General features: G+C 72.8%; 15 protein-coding genes. 6 read left to right on the top strand and 9 right to left on the bottom strand.

What is annotated here, in order from left to right; translation table 11 throughout:
• Window positions 1–86: 86 nt before the first annotated feature.
• Window positions 87–968 (top strand): hypothetical protein, encoded by an 882-nt coding sequence (locus BLV72_RS27015; protein WP_093465439.1) that lies wholly within the window; start codon window positions 87–89, stop codon window positions 966–968.
• 103 nt (window positions 969–1,071) lie between these two features.
• Here BLV72_RS27015 and BLV72_RS27010 read toward each other — a convergent pair whose 3' ends face one another.
• On the bottom strand, window positions 1,072–1,734 hold the full coding sequence (locus BLV72_RS27010) for a GntR family transcriptional regulator (protein ID WP_244321441.1): 663 nt from the start codon (window positions 1,732–1,734) through the stop codon (window positions 1,072–1,074).
• 372 nt (window positions 1,735–2,106) lie between these two features.
• On the opposite strand from BLV72_RS27010, the gene BLV72_RS27005 reads away from it, so the two are divergent.
• Window positions 2,107–3,267, top strand: coding sequence for a DUF2637 domain-containing protein (locus BLV72_RS27005; protein WP_093465436.1), 1,161 nt, complete (start codon window positions 2,107–2,109; stop codon window positions 3,265–3,267).
• Window positions 3,268–3,392: 125 nt separating this feature from the next.
• Here the strand turns inward: BLV72_RS27005 and BLV72_RS27000 are convergent, their stop codons facing one another.
• Window positions 3,393–3,809: an ATP-binding protein gene (locus tag BLV72_RS27000; RefSeq protein ID WP_093465434.1), complete on the bottom strand. Its 417-nt coding sequence runs from the start codon at window positions 3,807–3,809 to the stop codon at window positions 3,393–3,395.
• Between the two features lie 250 nt (window positions 3,810–4,059).
• On the opposite strand from BLV72_RS27000, the gene BLV72_RS26995 reads away from it, so the two are divergent.
• Window positions 4,060–7,218: an alpha-mannosidase gene (locus tag BLV72_RS26995; protein ID WP_093465433.1), complete on the top strand. Its 3,159-nt coding sequence runs from the start codon at window positions 4,060–4,062 to the stop codon at window positions 7,216–7,218.
• 81 nt (window positions 7,219–7,299) lie between these two features.
• Here BLV72_RS26995 and BLV72_RS26990 read toward each other — a convergent pair whose 3' ends face one another.
• The 3 genes from BLV72_RS26990 to BLV72_RS26980 all read right to left on the bottom strand — a co-directional run bounded on the left by BLV72_RS26990 (window position 7,300) and on the right by BLV72_RS26980 (window position 12,551).
• Window positions 7,300–9,042, bottom strand: a complete 1,743-nt coding sequence (locus BLV72_RS26990; RefSeq protein ID WP_093465431.1) for a pyruvate dehydrogenase — start codon at window positions 9,040–9,042, stop codon at window positions 7,300–7,302.
• Between the two features lie 90 nt (window positions 9,043–9,132).
• Entirely contained in the window at window positions 9,133–10,407 is a 1,275-nt protein-coding gene (locus BLV72_RS26985) for a protein phosphatase 2C domain-containing protein (protein WP_425288399.1), read from the bottom strand.
• A gap of 692 nt (window positions 10,408–11,099) precedes the next feature.
• A complete protein-coding gene (locus tag BLV72_RS26980; protein WP_093465429.1) occupies window positions 11,100–12,551 on the bottom strand; it encodes a dihydrolipoyl dehydrogenase family protein in 1,452 nt (483 codons plus the stop codon).
• Window positions 12,552–12,726: 175 nt separating this feature from the next.
• Between BLV72_RS26980 and BLV72_RS26975 the strand changes: the two genes are divergently transcribed.
• The gene (locus tag BLV72_RS26975) at window positions 12,727–13,125 is read left to right on the top strand and encodes a PPOX class F420-dependent oxidoreductase (RefSeq protein ID WP_093465428.1); all 399 of its coding nucleotides are present in this window, start codon (window positions 12,727–12,729) and stop codon (window positions 13,123–13,125) included.
• Window positions 13,126–13,137: 12 nt separating this feature from the next.
• Here the strand turns inward: BLV72_RS26975 and rsgA are convergent, their stop codons facing one another.
• The 4 genes from rsgA to BLV72_RS26955 form a co-directional block, all read right to left on the bottom strand.
• The gene (gene rsgA, locus BLV72_RS26970; RefSeq protein WP_093465427.1) at window positions 13,138–14,247 is read right to left on the bottom strand and encodes a ribosome small subunit-dependent GTPase A; all 1,110 of its coding nucleotides are present in this window, start codon (window positions 14,245–14,247) and stop codon (window positions 13,138–13,140) included.
• A 262-nt stretch (window positions 14,248–14,509) separates the two neighbouring features.
• Entirely contained in the window at window positions 14,510–15,922 is a 1,413-nt protein-coding gene (locus BLV72_RS26965) for a YihY/virulence factor BrkB family protein (protein ID WP_244320982.1), read from the bottom strand.
• Window positions 15,923–16,129: 207 nt separating this feature from the next.
• The gene (locus tag BLV72_RS26960; RefSeq protein WP_244320980.1) at window positions 16,130–16,684 is read right to left on the bottom strand and encodes a hypothetical protein; all 555 of its coding nucleotides are present in this window, start codon (window positions 16,682–16,684) and stop codon (window positions 16,130–16,132) included.
• Between the two features lie 194 nt (window positions 16,685–16,878).
• Complete coding sequence (locus tag BLV72_RS26955) at window positions 16,879–18,060, bottom strand: helix-turn-helix domain-containing protein (RefSeq protein ID WP_244320978.1); 1,182 nt, start codon at window positions 18,058–18,060, stop codon at window positions 16,879–16,881.
• Window positions 18,061–18,133: 73 nt separating this feature from the next.
• On the opposite strand from BLV72_RS26955, the gene BLV72_RS26950 reads away from it, so the two are divergent.
• A complete protein-coding gene (locus tag BLV72_RS26950; protein WP_093465424.1) occupies window positions 18,134–18,667 on the top strand; it encodes a GNAT family N-acetyltransferase in 534 nt (177 codons plus the stop codon).
• 92 nt (window positions 18,668–18,759) lie between these two features.
• Window positions 18,760–18,843, top strand: a complete 84-nt coding sequence (locus BLV72_RS51555) for a putative leader peptide (RefSeq protein WP_309471194.1) — start codon at window positions 18,760–18,762, stop codon at window positions 18,841–18,843.
• The last annotated feature ends 121 nt before the right edge of the window (window positions 18,844–18,964 follow it).

Raw genomic sequence — 18,964 nt, 5'->3', positions numbered from 1 at the left:
GCCCGGGCGCGTGACAACGCGCCATCACTCTTGCCAGGGGTTTGTGAATTGATTCACACCAACCTCTTGGCCGGGCGCGCGCATTCATGCTGAGATTCGCCCACAGCTTCCGGCTCGATGGCGCGCTTGGGGAGGGCAATGTGGCGGACACCGCCATGTCACCACCTGGATCGTCCGATCCTCATTCCGAGGTACAGGCGGGGCGCGGGCTCGACCCGCTTGTGGACGACCCACTCGACACGGCGGTATGGCGGCTGCGTTCGCGCGGCTGCTGGAAGGACGCCGCCGAACTGCTCACCCCGCATGCGGTGGACGACGCCGGCGCCGCGCTCAAGCGCAGCGCCGTCCTGATCGAACGGTGCATGTACACCTCCGCGGGCTGGGACGCGGCCGATGACGCCCTGCGGGCCGCGGAGGCGCTCGCGCTCACCGACACCGAGCGGGGCGCGACCGCGTGCGAACGCGGCTATCTGGCGTACGCGTCCACGCTGGTCGGGGTGCGGGACCGGGCCGACGAGGCGCGGACCGCGCTCGGCCGCGCCGCCGCGCTGCTCTCACCGGGCTCCCCGATCCGGCCGTTGCTGGACTTCCGGCGCGGGCTGATCTCCCAGCACCTCGCCCACAATCCGACCGGCGCCCTGGCCGCCTTCCAGCGCGCCCACGCGGGCGCGGCGGCCCACGGCGACACTCTGCTGCGCTCGTTCACCTGGCGCCATCTGGCCGCCATGGCGGAGGCGGACGGCGATCTGGCCGAAGCGCGCCACGGCTTCGCCGAGTCGCTGCGGATCCGTGAGGAGCTGGGCTATCTGGTCGGCATCGCCCCGGCCCTGGCAGCCCTGGCCGATGTCGAACCCGACCCCGACGAGGCCACCCGCCTGCGCACCGAGGCGGCCCGCCTGGTCCGCCTCCTGGGCGGCGTCCCCGTCTGGCTCGCGGAACAGCTGACCCCCGCGGACACCGCCGACTGACACCCGCAACGCCCGCCCCGGGGCATACGCCCTGGGGCGGGCGGCCCGGCGGAGGCAGGGGCGGGTCCGGGCCGGGGTGTGGGGGCCCGCGCCCCCACAGCCCTCAGACCGTCGGAACGAAGTGGGCGCGGGTGAGGGATTCGACCGTGTCGAGGTCGCGGGCGGCCAGTGCGTCGAGGAGGGCCATGTGCTCCTCCGCGTCGGCGACGAGGTCGGCGGTGCGAGTCACCCGGCCGCAGGCCAGGGGCCACTGGGCGCGGCGGTGCAGGTCGTCGGCGACGATCACGAGCTGCTGATTTCCGGCCAGTCCGAGCACGGTCTGGTGGAAGGTGCGGTCCGACTCCAGGTAGGCGGCCCGGTCGCCCCTCATGGCGGCCGCCGCCGTGGCCTCGGCGAAGGGCCGCAGCCCGGCCCAGCGCTCGGGCGCGATCGCCTCCGCCAGGCTGAGCATCACCGGGACCTCCAGCAGCGCCCGCACCTCGGCGAGCTCGGCCAGATCGCGCTCGCTGCGGCGGGAGACCCGAAAGCCCCGGTTGGGCACCACCTCGACGGCGCCCTCGCCCGCGAGCTGCTGCATGGCCTCCCGTACGGGGGTGGGAGAGACGCCGAAGCGCTCGGCGAGGACCGGGGCGGAGTACACCTCGCCCGGGATCAGCTCACCGCCGGCCAGCGCCTCCCGCAGGGCGTCCAGGATCTGGCCGCGCACCGAGTGGCGGCGCGGAGACCTCCGTGCCGCGGGCACGCCACAGGAGGGCGGCGGCTCCATTGCCACCCGTGCTTCGGACTGCTCCACTCCGGTCCTCCTGACATCCCATCGAACGATATGCGGAGGCCGCGCCCGGGCAAAGCCCGTAAACATCATTTAAGGTGGCAGTAACGTTACGCCTCGTACACGGACAGTACGCCCTCGACAAGCCGATCGATCGGATTACCCGCGATCGGGTTCCGTGAATAGAATCAAGCCGCTTGCACAGCGCAGGTGTTCGGATCGCATCGCGCCTATTCGCGTGCCCCCCCGCCTACTTGGCGGCCTCTTGTCCCAAAACCGCTCGAGGCCCGGCAGGATTCCGCCAGGATGTCGCGCGCGGTAGGCCGCACTGCGGCCGGAACTTCATGGAAGCCAATCAAGGGGCACCGGATGAGACTGACCGACATATCGCTGGTTCTGCCAGTCGTCGTGGCGCTCGCCGGCGTCGTGGGGGCGGCGGTTGTCCTCGCGCGCGGCCGACGGAAGAAGGACGAGAGCGTCATCACCGACTCCTGGGAGCGCAGCGAAGAGCGTCGGCGCCGTAAGGAGGCCATCTACGGGATGGCCGCCTACATTCTGCTGTTCTGCTGCGCCGGGGTGGCCGCGGCGCTCTCCTTCCAGGGCCTGGTGGGCTTCGGCCGGGAGAACCTGGCGCTGACCAACGGCTGGGAGTACCTGGTGCCGTTCGGTCTCGACGGCGCGGCGATGTTCTGCTCGGTACTGGCGGTGCGGGAGGCCAGCCACGGTGACGCGGCGCTCGGCTCGCGCATGCTGGTGTGGCTGTTCGCGGGTGCGGCGGCCTGGTTCAACTGGGTGCACGCGCCGCGCGGCATGGGCCACGCGGGCGCCCCGCAGTTCTTCGCGGGCATGTCGCTCTCGGCGGCGGTCCTCTTCGACCGGGCCCTGAAGCAGACCCGCCGGGCGGCGCTGCGCGAGCAGGGCCTGGTGCCCCGGCCGCTGCCGCAGATCCGCGTCGTGCGCTGGATGCGCGCTCCGCGCGAGACCTTCGCCGCCTGGTCGCTGATGCTGCTCGAGGGCGTGCGGACGCTGGACGAGGCGGTCGAGGAGGTCCGCGAGGACCGGCGCGAGAAGGAGAACAACCGCACCCGCCGGCGCGACCAGGAGAAGCTGGACCGGGCCCGGATCCGGGCGATCAACCGGCAGCACCGGATGTGGGGCCGTCGTGGCGGCCGTCAGGTGGAGGTCACCGCCGCCACCGCGCAGCCCGCACAGCTCAGTTCGGAGCCTGCCATAGGCGACAAGGTGCTGGAGACCGCCGGGGCCCCGGACCAGGGTCAGCTCTCCGCCGCCTCCGCCCGGCCCGCCCTGCGGTCCGCGGGTGGCGCCGAGGCCGGACTCGGCGACCTGGACCGCGACCGGAACAGGGACCGCGACCGGGATTTCAGCTTCGGCTTCGGTGAGAAGGACAAGGACTCCGAGGCCGACCGTCCCCACACCATCGACCTCACGGCCGAGGACGACACGCTCACGATCCCGCGGCTGGACTCCCTCGAGGAGAAGCTGGCGCAGATCGAGCGCGCCTTCGGCTGAGCGGGCGGCCGGGGCGGGGACGCGGGTCCCCGCCCGCCGCTCGGCGGCTCCGTAACCCCACGCGCAACGCGCCACACGTCGCACGTCCCCAACGCGTCGCACGCCCAACGCGCCGCGGAGCGCGGCTACGGAACGCCTTCCGCTTCGAGTTCGAACCACAAGACCTTGCCCACTCCGTGCGTCCGCACGCCCCAGGCGTCCGCGAGCGTATGCACCAGCAGCAGTCCGCGCCCGGATGTGCTGTCCTCCGCGGGCCGGTCGCGCAGCGTCGGGTGCCGGGACACGAAATCCCGCACCTCCACCCGTAATCGTCCGGTGACGCGCGCGCCCGGTCCGTCCCCCAGCGAGGCCGTGATCTGTGCGCCACGGCCGGTGTGCACCAGTGCGTTGGTCACCAGCTCGCTGGTGAGCAGCTCGGCGAGATCGGCCCGGCCGGGCCCGCCCCAGTGCCGCAGCATCTCCCGCAGCTCCGCGCGGACCTGCGCCACCACCGCGAGATCGTCGTGCGCCAATCGTTTGGTCAGGACCGGGCCACGCTCCACCGGAACAGCCTCCGCGGCCTCCGCGGCCTTCGGTCTCGCATCCGGCCGACCGTGCCCGGGCATCCGGCCCGGCCGTACAGGCTGACGCTTCATCCTCCCCCGCCCCGGCCGCCCCGAGGCGGCGGCCAGCGTCGAATGTCGTCGAACGCGCTCACGGAAATGCATGCCCGGGTGTTGCCATCCACACACCGAGGGAAATGCTGGGAGTGATCCGCTGAGTGATCCACCGAGCTCGAGCCGAGGAGCCGTGATGCACGACGACCGACCATTGGTGGAGGGCCGCCTGGACCGCGCGCTGCGCCAGTTCATCAGGCCCGCCCAGTACACGGCCCGGGTGCCGCTGACCCTCTCCGCGTGGCGCACCCCCGGTGAGCCGGTGCCGGTCGCGGAGGCGCTGAGCGGCACCTACGAGCCGTTCACCACCGGCACGGACTGGGGCAGTCCGTGGTCGACCTGGTGGTTCCGGCTGGAGGGCAGCGTGCCCCCGGAGTGGGCGGGGCGGCGGGTGGAGGCCGTGATCGACCCGGGCTTCACCGACGACGCCCCGGGGTTCCAGGCCGAGGGGCTGGTGTACGACGCGGAGGGCGTGCCGATCAAGGGCATCCATCCGCGCAACCGCCACATCCCGGTCGCGGCCCCCGCGGCCGGCGGCGAGCCCGTACGGCTGCTGCTGGAGGCGGCGGCCAACCCGTCCGTGCTGCGCGACGGCTTCATCCCGACCCGGCTCGGCGATGTGCTGACCGCCGGGGACGAGCCGCTGTACCGCTTCGCCTCGGCGGAGCTGGCCGTCCTCGACGAGACCGTCTGGCATCTGATCCTGGACATCGAGGTGCTGTCGGAGCTGATGCGCGAGCTGCCGGCGGACCGGCCGCGCCGCCATGAGATCCTGCGCGCCCTGGAGAACGCGCTGGACGCGCTCGATCTGCACGATGTCCCCGGCACCGCGGCCGCCGCCCGCGCCGAGCTGACCGACGCGCTCGGCCGTCCCGCGCACTCCAGCGCGCACCGGGTTTCGGCGGCCGGGCACGCCCATATCGACTCGGCGTGGCTGTGGCCACTGCGCGAGACGGTGCGCAAGGCGTCCCGCACCTTCGCCAATGTCACCGCGCTCGCGGGCGAGTATCCGGAGCTGGTCTTCGCCTGCTCGCAGGCGCAGCAGTACGCCTGGGTCAAGGAACACCAGCCGCATATCTGGGAGCGGATCAAGAAGGCGGTGGCGGACGGCACCTGGGCGCCGGTGGGCTCGATGTGGGTCGAGTCGGACGCCAATATGCCCGGCGGCGAGGCGCTGGCCCGGCAGATCGTGCACGGCAAGCGGTTCTTCCTGGAGGAGCTGGGGGTGGACACCGAGGAGATCTGGCTGCCGGACTCCTTCGGCTACACGGCCGCCTTCCCGCAGCTCGCCAAGCTGGCGGGGGTGAAGTGGTTCCTCACCCAGAAGCTGTCGTGGAACCAGATCAACAAGATGCCGCACCACACCTTCTGGTGGGAGGGCATCGACGGCACCCGGGTCTTCACCCACTTCCCGCCGGTGGACACCTACAACGCCCAGTTCAGCGCCTCCGAACTCGCCCACGCCGAGCGGAACTTCGCCGACAAGGGGCTGGCGACCCGCTCGCTGGTGCCCTTCGGCTACGGCGACGGCGGTGGCGGCCCGACCCGCGAGATGATGGAGAAGGCGCGGCGGCTCGCCTCCCTGGAGGGCTCGCCGACCGTCGAGATCCAGCCACCTTCGGCGTTCTTCACGGAGGCCGAGCGGGAGTACGGGGCCAAGGCGCCGGTGTGGTCGGGCGAGCTGTATCTGGAGCTGCACCGGGCCACGTACACCACCCAGGCCAAGACCAAGCAGGGCAACCGGCGCAGTGAGCATCTGCTGCGGGAGGCCGAGCTGTGGGCCACGGCCGCCGCGCTGCACGCGCCCGGCTACGCCTATCCGTACGACGACCTGGACCGGATCTGGAAGACGGTGCTGCTGCATCAGTTCCACGACATCCTGCCCGGCTCGTCGATCGCCTGGGTGCACCGCGAGGCGCGGGACAGCTATGAGCGGGCGCGCGCCGAGCTGGAAGGGATCGTCGCGGCGGCGGTGGCGGCGCTGGGCGGCGACGCGCCCGCCGTGCTCAACGCCTCGCCGTACGAGCGCGAGGAGATCGCCGTCCTGGACGCGCGGACGGCGGCCGCCCTGCCGTCCGGGGCCCCGGTCCAGCCGCTGGGCGACGGCCGTACGGCGGTCGCGGTGCGGGTCGCCGGACTGGGCGCGGCGCCCTTGGGCGCAGCCCCGCAGGCGCCAGCCGCCGCCAGCGGCGCGCCCCATGGGGCACCGCCGGTGACCGCGCTGAGCGACGGTCAGTCCATCGTCCTCGACAACGACCGGCTGCGGGTGACCATCGACGCCGAGGGGCTGCTCACCTCGGTGCTGGATCTGGACGCGAGCCGTGAGGTGCTGGCCCCCGGCGCCCGCGGCAACCTCCTCCAGCTCCACCCCGACCACCCCAACCACTGGGACGCCTGGGACATCGACCGGCACTACCGCCGCAGCCACACCGATCTGACCGACGCCGAGTCCGTCGAGCTGATCGAGTCCGGTCCGCTGCGGGCCACGGTCCGGGTCATACGGTCCTTCGGCGCCTCGCGCATCACCCAGGAGCTGACGCTGGCCGCGGGCGACCGGCGCCTGGACATCGCCACGGAGGTGGACTGGCAGGAGTCGGAGAAGGTCCTCAAGGCGGCGTTCCCGCTGGACATCCACGCCCAGGTGTCCACCGCGGAGATCCAGTTCGGCCATGTGGACCGTGCCACCCACACCAACACCAGTTGGGACGCGGCCCGGTTCGAGATCTGCGCGCACCGCTGGCTGCGGGTCGCCGAGCCCGGCTACGGGGCGGCGGTGCTCAACGACTCGACGTACGGCCACGATGTGACCCGTACGGCGCACGACACGGACGAGGGCGAGGTGCTGGGCACCACCGTGCGGCTCACCCTGCTGCGCGCCCCGCACAGCCCCGACCCGGAGACCGACCTGGGCGTCCACCGCTTCCGCTACGCCCTGCTGCCGGGCGCGGGTGTCGCCGAGGCGGTGGCCGAGGGGCTCGCCCTCAACCTGCCGCTGCGCGCCCTGCCCGCCGGACCGGCCGAACGGGCGCCGCTGGTGTCGGTGGACAACCCCGCGATCACGGTCGAGTCGGTCAAGCTCGCCGAGGACCGCAGCGGCGACGTGGTGGTGCGGCTGTACGAGTCCCACGGCGGCCGGGCGGCGGGCACGCTGGTCACCGGCTTCCCGGTGCTCGGGGCGGAGGTGACGGACCTGCTGGAGCGTCCGCTGCACGAGGCGGCCACGGGCCCGGGCGGGCTGACCCTGGCCCTGCGCCCGCACCAGATCCTCACGCTGCGACTGCGGCCGGTGCGGTGAGGGGCTGACGCCGGGGCCGCGGGCCGGGCGGCGGTCAGTGAGCAACTGACCGCCCGCCCGGCCCACGGACTGCGGTTTCGATCAGGGGCGCGGCACGTTGCGGAGGTTCGAGCGGGCCATCTGGACCATCCTGCCGACGCCCCCTTCCAGCACCATCTTGCTGGCCGAGAGCGCGAAGCCGGTCACCATCTCCGCCTTGATCTTGGGCGGGATGGACAGCGCGTTGGGGTCCGTGACGATGTCCAGAAGCGCGGGCCCCTTGTGGCGCAGTGCGGCGCGCAGCGCTGACCGCAGCTGCTTGGGCTTCTCCACCCGCTCGCCGTACGCCCCGGCGGCGCGGGCGATCTGGGCGAAGTCGGGGTTGTGGTAGCCGGTGCCGTGTGCGGGCAGGCCCGAGACCAGCATCTCCAACTCGACCATGCCCAGCGCCGAGTTGTTGAAGAGGATCACCTTCACCGGCAGGTCGTACTGGACGAGGGTGAGGAAGTCGCCCATCAGCATGGTGAATCCGCCGTCGCCGGACATCGAGACCACCTGGCGGCGGCGGTCCAGGAACTGGGCGCCGATCGCCTGCGGCAGCGCGTTGGCCATCGAGCCATGGGTGAACGAGCCGATCACCCGGCGGCGGCCGTTGGGGGACAGATAGCGCGCGGCCCACACATTGCACATCCCGGTGTCCACGGTGAAGATCGCATCGTCGGCGGCCTCCTCGTCCAGCACCGAGGCCACGTACTCCGGGTGGATCGGGATGTGCTTGTCGACCCTGCGGGTGTACGCCTTGACCACGCCCTCCAGCGCGTCGGCGTGCTTCTTCAGCATCCGGTCGAGGAAGCGGCGGTCGGTCTTCGGGCGCACCTTCGGCGTCAGACAGCCCAGCGTCTCGCGGACGTCGCCCCAGACGGCCAGGTCCAGCTTGGAGCGGCGGCCCAGATGCTCGGCGCGGACGTCCACCTGCACGGTCCGCACATCGTCGGGCAGGAAGGCGCCGTACGGGAAGTCGGTGCCCAGCAGGATCAGCAGATCGCATTCGTGGGTGGCCTCGTACGCCGCGCCGTAGCCGAGCAGACCGCTCATGCCGACGTCGTACGGGTTGTCGTACTGGATCCACTCCTTGCCGCGCAGGGCGTGCCCCACCGGCGCCTTCACCAGTTCGGCGAAGGCCATCACCTCATCGTGCGCCCCGGCGCAGCCCCGGCCGCAGAAGAGCGTCACCCGCTGCGCCTCGTTGACCATACGGGCGAGCCGGTCGATCTCCGCGTCGCCCGGGCGCACCGTCGGCCGGGAGGTCACCAGGGCGTGCTCCTCGGCGCGCTCGGGCGCCGGGCGGGCGGCGATGTCGCCGGGGAGGGCGACCACGCTGACCCCGCTGCGGCCGATCGCGTGCTGAACGGCCGTCTGCAGCACACGCGGCATCTGCTGGGGGTTGGAGATCATCTCGCAGTAGTCGCTGCACTCCTGGAACAGCCTCTCGGGATGGGTCTCCTGGAAATAGCTGGTGCCGATCTCGCTGCTGGGGATGTGCGAGGCGAGGGCGATGACCGGGGCCATGGAGCGGTGGGCGTCGTAGAGCCCGTTGAGCAGATGGACATGCCCGGGGCCGCAGGAGCCCGCGCAGGCGGCGAGGGACCCGGTGAGCTGCGCCTCGGCACCGGCGGCGAAGGCGGCGGTCTCCTCGTGCCGCACCTGGATCCAGTCGATCGCGGCGTTGCGGCGGATCGCGTCCACCACGGGGTTGAGGCTGTCGCCGACCACTCCGTACATCCGCCGCACGCCGGCGCGCACCAGGATGTCCACGTACTGCTCCGCCACGGTCTGCTTGGCCATCGCGCGCCCTCATCCCTTTCGTCCCGGGTCGGCGGGATCGGTGACGCTCGTCCGGGTCACCTTTCGTCCATCAACCCATGGACGGCGCGCTTACGCCTCCCAGACGGCGGCCGCCGTACGGTCGTCGGCGTATCCCTTCACCCCGGTCTGGGCGTCGGCGAGGAACGCGGCGAGGCCCGGCGCCTCCGCGGTGTCCCAGCGTTCGGCCAAGCGATCGGCGAGGGCGGCCTCGCCGCGCAGGGGTTCGGCGAGGCCCGCGCTGCACAGCAGAAGCGTGTCGCCCGGTCGGGCGACGGAGGCGCGAAAACGGAAGGGGCCGTGGGCGGGGGCGGGATCGGAGCCGGGCGCCGCGGATGAGGGGTCGGCCTGCGCATACGGCGGTTGAGGCGGTTGAGGTGGTCGAGATGGGTGCCGGGCGGGTGGGCGGCCGCCGCCGTAGCCGAGGACGGGGCCGCCCACGGTGTCCCGCTCGCCCCCGGCCGGTTCCAGGTCCTGCCAGACGCCGTCCCGCAGCCGGAACAGCCCGCCGTCGCCGACGCCGAAGAACACCCGGGTACGGCAGGCCGGGTGCGCCGGGAGCAGCAGACAGCGCACCGACGCGGTGTGGTCGGCGGGAGCGAGGCCGCGTACGGTCGCGCCGGCGCGCAGCCGCCCGTAGGCACGGTCGGTGAGCCGGTGCAGCCCGGAGCTGAGCGCGCCGCGGTTGGCGGTGTGGATGTCCTCCGTCAGGCGGGCCTGATTGCGGCCGACCGCCGCGGCGATCCACTCGCACAGCTCGCGTGCCACCCGGTGCGCCCCCGGGGCCGCGGGCTGCCCGCTCGCCACGGCCACCAGGACGAGGGCGCTGTCCCCGATCCCGAACCGCACCGCGAGCAGCGCGTCGCGCCGCGGCTCGCCTCGATAGCGGGCCGAGCCGCCGCGCAGCGAGGCCGCCCGGAGCGTCAGCGTGCCGTAGCGGGCGCCCTCCAGCACGGTGTCGGGGACCAGGTCCCGGAGTTCCTCGGGGTCGACGACGGGAAGCGTGGTCGGCTCGGCCTCGTACGTGGGCGGCTCGTCGCCGACGTACGACGCCGCGGAGGCCCGCCAGGGCCGGGAGGGGTCGGCGTGCGGGGTGGTGGGCCGGGGCGGAGCGGGCGGCCGGGCGTCACGTGGAGGCGGCGAGGGCGGCGGGACGGAAGCCCCCGCACGCCCGGGCGCGCTCCCCGGACCGGAGCGTCCGGGCGCGTCTCCTGAACCGGTGCGGTCGGCTGCGCCTCCCGGGCCGGAGCGCCCGGGTGCCTTCCCCGGGCCCGCGCGTCCGGGTCCGTCCCCTGAACCCGCGTCACCCTGTGAGGCACCGGCTTCCGCGCGGCCCTGGGAGGGCAATGCGGCGCCGGGGCCCTCGTCGCCCCGCGCGGACCCCGAGCCCGCGCCGCCCCAAGCGGCACCCGAGCCCGTACGTCCCGCCCCACCGGAACCCGCGTTGCCACCCTGCGTTGCGGCGCCGGAACCCGCGCCGCCCTGGGAGGGCGGGGTTGCACCGGAACCCGCATCGCCCCCGCGCGCGGGACCAGGCCCCGCCCCTCCCCGGAAAGGCGATGCGGCACCGGGCCCCTCGTCGGCGGGAGATCGCCACCCCTGCGGGCCACCTCCCGGGTCGGCGTCAGGGCCCGGGGCGGCGTCGCCCGGTTCCCCCGTCCGCGGGCCCCAGGGGGCGCCCGCGGCCGGTCTCTGGGCACCGGCGTCCCCGGCGCCGGCGAGCGTGCGGGAGGCCGAATCGAACCGGTCGTCCACGGAGTCCGAGGCCGCAGCGGGCCCCGCGTCGGCACGCCGTGGGTCGTACAACTCGCCCCACCAGTCGTCCTCATGACGGCGTCGGTCGCCCTGCTGGCTCATCCCCACATTGTCCACAGGGAGGCTCCACGGGAACACCACGCGATGACCGGCACGAGGCCCGCCCAAGACCCGCTCAAGCCCCCGGGACCCGCCCCTGAGGCGGCCGGGCGGAGCCCGAAAAGGGGCGGGAGGCGGGGCGAGGCGCTCAGCCCCGGCCCCACGCCCCCACGCCCCACACCCGCTCAGCCCCGGTACGCCTCCAGGAGCCGCAGCCAGACCTCGCTGATCGTGGGGAACGACGGCACCGCATGCCACAGCCGCTCGATGGGGACCTCGCCCGCCACGGCGATCGTCGCCGAGTGGAGCAGTTCGCTGACCCCGGGCCCCACGAAGGTGACGCCGATCGGATGACCCCGGTCCAGGTCGACGACCATACGGGCCTGGCCGCGGTAGCCGTCCGCGTACAGCACCGCGCCCTCGACCTGGCCCATGTCGATGTCGACGACGCGGATGCTGCGGCCCTCGGCCTCGGCCTGCTCCGCGGTCAGCCCGACCGCGGCGACCTCCGGGTCGGTGAAGACGACCTGCGGTACGGCCGCCTCGTCCGCGGTGGTCGCGTATGCGCCCCAGCGGTCCGTGTCCAGCCGCGCGACACCCCGCGCGCGTGCCCCGATGGCCGCGCCCGCGATCCGCGCCTGGTATTTGCCCTGGTGGGTGAGGAGCGCCCGGTGGTTGACGTCGCCCACCCCGTACAGCCAGCCGCCCGGCACGTCCCGCACCCGGCAGGTCTCGTCGACCGTCAGCCAGCCACCCGATTCGAGGCCCACCGTCTCCAGGCCCAGGTCATCGGTGTGCGGGGTGCGCCCGGTGGCGAAAAGCACCTCGTCCGCCTCGAGCCGTTCCCCGCTCTCCAGGGTCACCGTGACCGGTCCGTCCGCCCCGCCCGGCCGGGCGAGACTCTTCACCGACGTACCGGTGCGGACCTCGGCCCCGGCCTCCCTCAGCGTCTCGGTCACCAGCTCGCCCGCGAACGGTTCGATCCGCTCCAGCAGCCCGGAGCCGCGCACCAGCATGGTGACGCGCGAGCCGAGGCCGTTCCAGGCCGTGGCCATCTCGCAGGCCACCACCCCGCCGCCCACGATGATCAGCCGCTCCGGCACCGAGGAGGAGCTGGTGGCCTCCCGGCTGGTCCAGGGGTGGACGTCGGCGATCCCGGGCAGGTCGGGCAGCGAGGCCCGGGTTCCGGTGCAGACGGCCACGGCGTGCCGGGCGGTGAGGATCCGCTCGTCGCCGCCGGATCCGTCCGGCGACGTCACCGCGACCCGCTGCGGCCCGACCAGCCGGCCGTGGCCGCGCACCAAGTCGATGCCGGCCGACTCCAGCCAGGGGAGCGCACCGTCGTCCTTCCAGTCGCCGACCTGCTTGTCGCGGTGGGCGAAGACATCGGTCGCCGACAGCGCTCCGCCGACCGATTGCCGCAGCCCCGGCACCTGCCGTGCCTCGGCCCGGGCGAGCACCGGGCGCAGCAGCGCCTTACTGGGGACGCAGGCCCAGTACGAACACTCACCGCCGACCAGCTCACGCTCCACGATCGCCGTGGAGAGCCCGGCCGCGCGGGTCCGGTCGGCCACGTTCTCGCCGACCGGGCCCGCGCCCAGCACGATGACGTCGTACTCGTCCCTGGCCTGGTTCATCGCAACTCGCTCTCTCGTTCCGTATCACCGTCTCAGGGTCATCGTGGCGTCGAGTTCCCGTGCGCAGCCACCCGAATCGGTGTTTCGGTCGAGCGCTCTTCGCGCAGGTGGTGCCGGTCCGGCCTCTCCTGCGCACCGGTCGCGGGTGCGCGCCAGTGCGCGCGAGAGTGATCACATGACTGTTTTCACGGAACCCGAGACCGGCTACCTCAGATCGCAGCGGATCGGCCGGCTGGCCACCGTGGACGCGGACGGCCAGCCGCAGGCGAACCCGGTGGCGTTCTTCCTCAACGAGGACGGCACGCTCGACATCGGCGGCTTGGCCATGGGCAGGACGAAGAAGTGGCGCAACACCGGGACGCATCCGAAGGTGGCGCTGGTCGTCGACAGCCTGGTGAGCGAGCGGCCGTGGATGGTGTGCGGGGTGGAGATCCGCGGGGAGGCGGAGCGGCGCATCGGACCGCATGACCTCGGCGCCCATTTGAGCGACGAGGTCATCCGGATCCATCCGCGCTGGGTGTACAGCTGGGGCCTGGAGGACGTGCCCGGTGCCACGAGCCGGGTCGTGAGCTGACCCCACGGACCGCTACGGCTTGCGCATCGGTCCGCGCTTGCGCTCCATCATGTGGCGGCCGAGCGCCTGCCGCTGCTTCCAGTCGCGCCGCATCTCGGCTCGCAGCCGCGCGTCCGTACGGGCCGCGAGCCGCTCGTTCTCCCGCAGCAGCTTGCGGTAGCTCTCCAGCCGCCGCTCCGGCAGCGAGCCGTCGTCGATCGCGGCGAGCACCGCGCACCCCGGCTCGACCTGGTGGGCGCAGTCGGGGAAGCGGCACCGCGCGGCGAGCTCCTCGATCTCGGCGAACGCCTGGGCGACACCGCCCTCGGCGTCCCACATCCCCACCCCGCGCAGCCCCGGGGTGTCGATCAGCACCCCGCCCGAGGGCAGCGGCAGCAGATCGCGGGTGGTCGTGGTGTGCCGCCCCTTGCCGTCGCTGTCGCGGATCGCGCGGACGTCCTGGACGGCCGCGCCCACCAGCGCGTTCGCCAGCGTGGACTTGCCCGCGCCGGACTGGCCGAGCAGCACCGAGGTGCCGGGGGCGAGCAGGGCGCCGAGCTCCTCCAGCCCCTCCCCCGTCGCGGAGCTGACCGGCAGCACCCGCACACCGGGAGCCGCCATCTCGGTGTCGGACACCAGGTGGCCCAGGGTGTCGGGATCGGGCACCAGATCGGCCTTGGTGAGGACGAGCAGCGGCTGGGCGCCGCTCTCCCAGGCCAGCGCGGTGAACCGCTCCACCCGGCCCAGGTCGAGCTCGGCGGCGAGGGAGATGGCGATGACGGCGTAGTCGGCGTTGGCCGCCAGCACCTGGCCGTCCGAGCGCTTCGACGAGGTGGACCGTACGAGGGCGGTACGGCGCGGCAGCAGCGTGCGGACGTAAGCCGGATCGCCCTCGGCGTCCACGGCGGCCCAGTCGCCGGTGCACACGATCCGCATCGGATCGCGCGGCGTCACCAGCTCGGTGTCCGCCCGTACGGTGCCCAGGGGCGTGACGAGATCACACAGGCCACGGTCGACGCGGAGCACCCGCCCGGGCATCAGGTCCTGCGCGGCGTACGGGGCGAACGTGTCCGCCCAGCCGTCGTCCCAGCCATAGGCGGTGAGGACGTGCGAAGACGCGGAACCAGAGGAAGTGTTGAACACGGAGGAAACCCTTCGAAGGGCGGCCTCCGAAGAGGTGTCAGCCGGAGGCCGCAGGGGTGGAAACGAGGAACTCCTGAACGCGAGCAGCGCTCGCCACCGTGACCGTCATCAATGTCCTCACCTCCTGCTTTCCTCAACTCGTAGCACCACGGGCCAACACGGAACGGGAGAACCGTAGCCCAGCCCCGCGCGAGGGCGCCATCCATTTTCCGGCGGCCATTTTCCGGCGGGGTGGGCGCGTCCTTCCGGCGGGGTGGGCGCGTCAGCGCACCGGGTGGTCGTCGTCCGCCGCGGTGTCGTCCATGGCCGCCGTGTCCTTGGCGCCGGTGTCCTTGGGAGCGGTGCTGTCCGGGGCGCCGCCCGCGCCGTCCGCCGCGGACCGTACGTCCGGACGCCTCGGCCCCTGCCGGGGCGGTCGGGGCTCCCCGGACGCCTTCCCGGAAGACTGACTCGCGGGCTTCGCGGGCGACGCCTCCGAGGACTTCCCGGCGGGCTTCTCCGACGGCTTCCCGGCGGGCTTCTCCGACGGCTTCCCGGCGGCCTTCTCCGACGGCTTCCCGGCGGCCTTCTCCGCCGCCTCGCGCTTGGTGTGCAGCCGGGAGCGTATGTCCGCGTGCGGCAGGAACTGGGCCCAGCGCTCGGGGAACTCCGACGGCGGGGTGATCTCCGCCGCGCCGTCGTCCGCCGTGCGCTGGTCCTTCGCCCGCAGCCGGGCCGCCTCCTCCCGGGCACGGGCGGCGCGCTCGGCACGCCCGGCGGCCGTGGCCACCGAGGGCCAGACCCGGTCGATCGCGGCGTTGACCGCCGCGCCGACCAGCACCGCGAAGGCGGACACCCCGATCCACAGCAGCACCGCGACGGGCGCGGCCAGCGAGCCGTAGATCGTCGGGCCCTCGACCGTATGGACCAGGTAGATCCGCAGCAGAAAGCTGCCCAGCACCCACATCGCGAGGGCCACCAGCGCCCCGGGGATGTCCTCCCGCCACGGCGAGCGCACCGGCACGGACACGTGGTAGAGCGTGGTGAGGAAGGCGATGGACAGCACCATCACCACGGGCCAGTACAGGACCCGTACGGGCTCCCCGCTGGACGGCAGCAGGTCCACCACCGCCTCAGGACCGATCACCAGCAGCGGCAGCGCCACCGCCCCGACCAGGAGCGCCACCAGATAGAGCAGGAACGACAGCAGCCGGGTCCTGACGATCCCGCGCCGCCCCTCCAGCCCGTACATAATGGTGATGGTGTCCACGAACACGTTCACCGCGCGGGAGCCGGACCACAGGGCGATGGCGAAGCCCAGCGAGATCACATCCGGGCGGCCGCCCTTGATGACATCGTCCAGCAGCGGCCGGGCGATCTCCTTGACACCCCGGTCTGACAGCACGGTCGCGGAGGCGTCGAGGATGTTGTGCCGGATGGTGGCCACCGTGTCGGTGCTGGTCCACGCGTCGAAATAGCCGAGCAGCCCGATCAGACCGAGCAGCAGCGGCGGCAGCGACAGCAGGGTGAAGAAGGCCGCTTCGGCGGCGAGCCCGGTGACCCGGTACTCCATGCAGGAATCGACGGTGTCCTTCAGCAGCAGCCAGGCCATCCTGCGCTTGGACACATTGCGATACAGGGCGCGGGCCTTGCGGAGCCGGCCGGACGGCTTCGGTGTTTCTTCTGCTGGCTGCACCTTCTCACCGTATCGGGCCTGTTCACCACCGCTCATCCGGTGACCAGGCCGAACCGCCCCCAAAGGCGTCGGCGGAGGGGATGCCGCGCCGACTCGGCACCACCCTCCGCCCGCCGGGCCCACTGTCCGTGCCGGATACAGCCATGCGCAAAGGTTGCGCCGCGTTGCAGCCGTCCGGACGGCCGGTGGGAGCGTGGCGGCCGCGGGTCAGCAGCCTCCGCAGTTGTAGTAGGTCACGTCCCAGTGGTTGCTCTCGCGCGCGTAGACGTTGCCCGAGCCGGACTTGTACTGCTGGGCGCCGTCACCGGGGCGCGGGCCGATGTTGGTGAAGGTGCCGGTGATGTAGTTGCTGAGGCAGCTGGTGGGGCTGAAGTCCAGCTTGTAGCCGTTCCAGTGGCTGTACGTACCGGAGGCGTGCCCGGTCTCCGTGCCGCCGGTGATGGTCAGCGCGCAGCCGGTGGCCCCCTTCAGGGTGATGGCACCCTGCACGGTGGTCAGGTTGATCTGCTCGAACGAGGTGCAGGTCGGGTTGTTGCGGTCCGAGCAGCCCCCGCTGGAGGTCCAGGAGATCCCGGCGCCGCGCAGCCGGTTCGCCGCGTCGGAGTGGCTGAGCTTGGTCACCGCGGCGGCGGAGGGGGCGTCGGCGGCCACGGGGGCGCTGGGGGCGGCCACCGCGCTCTGGGCGGTGAGAACGCCGGTGGTGGCGAGGACCGCGCCGCCGAGCAGGGCGCCGAGTCTGATCCGGGTGCTGGTCACAGCCATGGTCGTCTTCGTCTCCTTCATCTGCGGATCCGTGGGCCGTCTGGGACGGCGGCAGCACGATCCCAGCCCTCCGGGTCGGGCGGGCGGCCCACCGGGGAAATCGGGACAGCGGGATCGAAAACCGTCCTCGACCTGCGGAGACGGCGGGCGCTGGGATGGCCGATGGGATGCCCGGGCGGTGCGCCCGGCGGCGATCAGCTCCCCTTGGTCTCCTTGGCGCCCTGGTCGCCCTTCGATCCGGCGCGATAGGCGCGGTCGCAGGCTTTCCAGGCGCTGAAGTCATGGGTGAGCGCCCACAGCCGGTGGGCCGCCCGGATGTTCCAGTCCGGGTCCAGCGCCTGCTCCCGGGTGCCGCCCAGTTTGCGCAGCGTGCCGTCGTAGAGCTGGAAGACACCCCAGTTCCGGGTGGCGTTGGCGTTGGGCAGGGTGTAGAGGGGATCGAGGTACGAGGCGCAGTCCGCGATGCCGACCGCGCGCTCGGGGTCCTCGGTGAAGACCTCGCGGATGCGCCGGGTGACCCGCTCCGGCGTCCAGGTGTCGAGCGGCTTCCCCTCGTTCTCGTAGAGCGCCCGCTTCGTCCGCTCGTCCACCGATCCGTTCGCCGTCAGCCCACTGCGCAGCTGGAACACCACGACGCGCATCTGGGTGGCCGGTCCGAAGGCCCCGTCTATGTCGAGCTCGCCGCCCGCGCGGGCGAGCAGCGACTGGAGCTCATGCACACACGCGTCCGACTGCCCCATGCTCACCACGACGGGACAGCGGGAGGACAGCAGCAGCCGGCCGTCGGAGGCCCCGGCCGAGCCGTCCGGGGACGTCAGCGCCTTCCCCACTAACAGCGCGACCGCCACTCCGGCGGAGACCACGGCCAGGGCGAGCACGGCGATCAGTGGTCGACGGCGCCACGGCGGCGGGGCGGACGCGGGTTCCGGGGCCGGGTCCGAGGCAGAGGGCAGGGGCCCCGGTTCCGCTTCCGCTTCCGCTTCCGCTTCCGGCTCACGCTCCCCCGCCTCCGTCTCGCCATCCGGCCCGGCCTCCGTCTCGTCCGGTGAGACGGGCGGGACGGCAGACGTGGCGGGCCCCGTGCGAGCAGCGGATACGGCGGCCGGGGCGCGGGAGACGTCCCGCTTGCGCTCGGCGTCGGCCAGGACCCAGCGCCGGTGCAGCTCCAGCAGCTCCTCGGTGCCGGCCCCGCACACCTTGCCGAAGCGCGCGATCACCTCGTAGTCGCCGGGCACGCTCGTCCCCGAGCAGTAGCGGTGCAGCGCCGAGCCGCTCACCCCGCTGCGGGTCGCCAGCGCCGCGTAGCTGCGGTTCGTCCTGCTCTTGAGCTCGCGCAGCAGCTCGGCGAACTCCTCCACATCCCCGGTTCCGGACACCCCGTCCCGCCCTCCCCCGCTTGAGCGATACCCGTCAAGGCGAGTCAACGGCGTCCATGGTTATCTGTCCACCATGAGCATCACCGTGACCACCTGGCACCTGGAGCAGACCGCTCCCGCGGATCTCAGCCCGGCGGAGGAGCCGCCCGCCACGGCGGGGGTGCGGATCGCCCGGGCCGAGGTGCCGAGCCCCGAGTTCAGCCACTTCCTCTTCACCTCGGTGGGCTCGGACGTGTCGTGGACCGACCGGCTGGTGTGGTCGCGCGAGGCGTGGGAGGAGCACCTGCACCGGCCCGGTGTGGAGACGTGGGTGGCGTACGAGCGCGGGACCCCGGCCGGCTACATCGAGCTGGAGGGCCAGGACGAGGGCGTGGTGGAGATCGTGTACTTCGGTCTGCTGCCCGCCTTCCGGGGCCGCCGTATCGGCGGGCACCTGCTGACCTGGGGGACCTCCCGCGCCTGGGACATGGCCGAGCGCTGGCCGGATCGCGTGCCGACCAAGCGGGTGTGGCTGCACACCTGCAGCAAGGACGGACCGTACGCCCTGGACAACTACCGCCGCCGGGGCTTCCGTGTCTTCGACGTCAAGACCGCGGACGAGGAGTGACCAACACCACAGCGTCTTGCGATGCGAGACATATTCGTCCGCATAGTGGATAAAGGTGGACTCGCCAGAGACCACCATGCGACGCTTCCATCATGTCTCGAGCTGGAATTGCCTTGGTGAGTCGACGCCACGTCGACCTCGGCCGCATGTCCAGCGCCATCTGTCCGGCGGGCTGACCCGCACCTCGACAGGGCTCTGAAGCCCCGGGCAGCACCACAGCATCCCCCGCACCCCTCGCCGCCCCCGACGACGTGGGCGAGCGCGCACGCCTCGACACCTCCCCGCCGCATCTCGCAC

The sequence above is a fragment of the Streptomyces melanosporofaciens genome, from assembly GCF_900105695.1.
Classification (GTDB): Bacteria; Actinomycetota; Actinomycetes; order Streptomycetales; family Streptomycetaceae; genus Streptomyces; species Streptomyces antimycoticus.
This window is presented reverse-complemented; position numbering and strand designations above follow the sequence as displayed.